The 1,392-nt window shown below is 49.7% G+C and carries 1 protein-coding gene; it reads right to left on the bottom strand.

What is annotated here, in order from left to right; genetic code table 11:
- Positions 1-211: 211 nt before the first annotated feature.
- A partial coding sequence (locus tag QQS14_RS16365; RefSeq protein WP_285908089.1) for an ImmA/IrrE family metallo-endopeptidase occupies positions 212-1,392 on the bottom strand: 1,181 nt, incomplete at its 5' end.

Below are 1,392 nucleotides of genomic sequence, written 5' to 3'. Positions count from 1 at the left end.
AGTCCCCTCCATATTCCCTATCGAGCCTTTGGCCGTAGTCTTGGAGGGTTTTTCTGTGGCAAGTCCCACCCTTCTTCCGCGCCCGCACGAAGTTTGTTGTTTTGACGGACAGGAAGTCGAATCTGTCAGCCAGTTTTTGAGCAAGAGTTGACTTCCCCGCACAGATTGGACCGGACAGAAGAACTATCTTACCTTGGCCCACGACGCCCCCTTAATTAGGCGGATCATACACAGTGACAGGAACCCCTCGCCTCGTAAGCTTGTCTTCTATCATTTCACTGACAATAGCCCAGTCGCCACCGCCATGGCCGCAGCCGACCCTTGGCATATGCACACTGGCATCACGCTTAGAGGCCTTATTATACAAGTCATCAAGTCCAGATGCAAGTGCTTGATATCTTATGCGCGGGGCGGATGAATACCCATAGCCGTGCTGCGCTATTAGCGTGAAAACACTTATGTTGTCAGAAACATCTAGGAGTCTCGCTTTTCCAAGAACAAAATTCAACGGGTCCTGCTCGCGCCACCGAACAAAGTCATCATAAACTTCGGGCCAAACCTTGCTAACGTGATAAGCAAATCCTCTTCCGCCCCAACGCTTAGCTTTGTCATTCACGATATGCGCAATGATCGCGCTCCCTTGGGCATACGGTTTTGTTGCGTCACCTGTCATATAGGCGATCTTCACTGTGCCTATTGAAGCCTGGGAAAGGGCCTTAGCAACGCCCACGACTCTTGGCGCCCTTTGTCCTGGATATGGGGGTATGCCGACACATTCTATGTCAAGCTCGCCAAAACTATCTGACCAAACCTCTCGTCCAGAATATGTGTAACCTATAGCCTTGCAGCCCGCGACACCACTTCGCGCAGGTACTTCAAACTGCTTTTGGATTTCAAACGGGAATGACGGCGAAGGTGATGAGTAGTCAATCTTAAACTTTACCTGTCCTTCACCTAAAGAAGAAGCAAACATCACGCAGGGGGCGTCCGTAAGGCGGACTGCACGAAGCATGACAGCCTCAGTAGAAACCTCATACTCTCTCCGCAAACGAAGAATGTTCTTAATCGTAAGTGTTTCATCTTTTATTGCTGGGAAGCTTCCTATCGGCATTAAAAGTTCTGCTGCCCCTACATTGCACAGCATTTCAAGCTCCCAGCCGTCCCCAACTTTACTGGTCTTTAGTTCGCGATTCCTAACTCGCGCACCGCAGTCAGGGAAAAGAGTATGCACAATCTCATGGGCGATAGAGAAGTTCCTTCTTGCTTTTGGTGCATTGGGGTTAAACTCAATCTGGAAACAGCCGTCCTTCCGAGCGACAACACGAGCATCATTTATGCTCGAAGATGGTACAATTGTCAGCCCTATTTGCTCTGCCAAGTCAAATGGGCTAA

It is taken from the genome of Pseudodesulfovibrio pelocollis, from assembly GCF_030282845.1.
GTDB lineage: Bacteria > Desulfobacterota > Desulfovibrionia > Desulfovibrionales > Desulfovibrionaceae > Pseudodesulfovibrio > Pseudodesulfovibrio pelocollis.
This window is presented reverse-complemented; position numbering and strand designations above follow the sequence as displayed.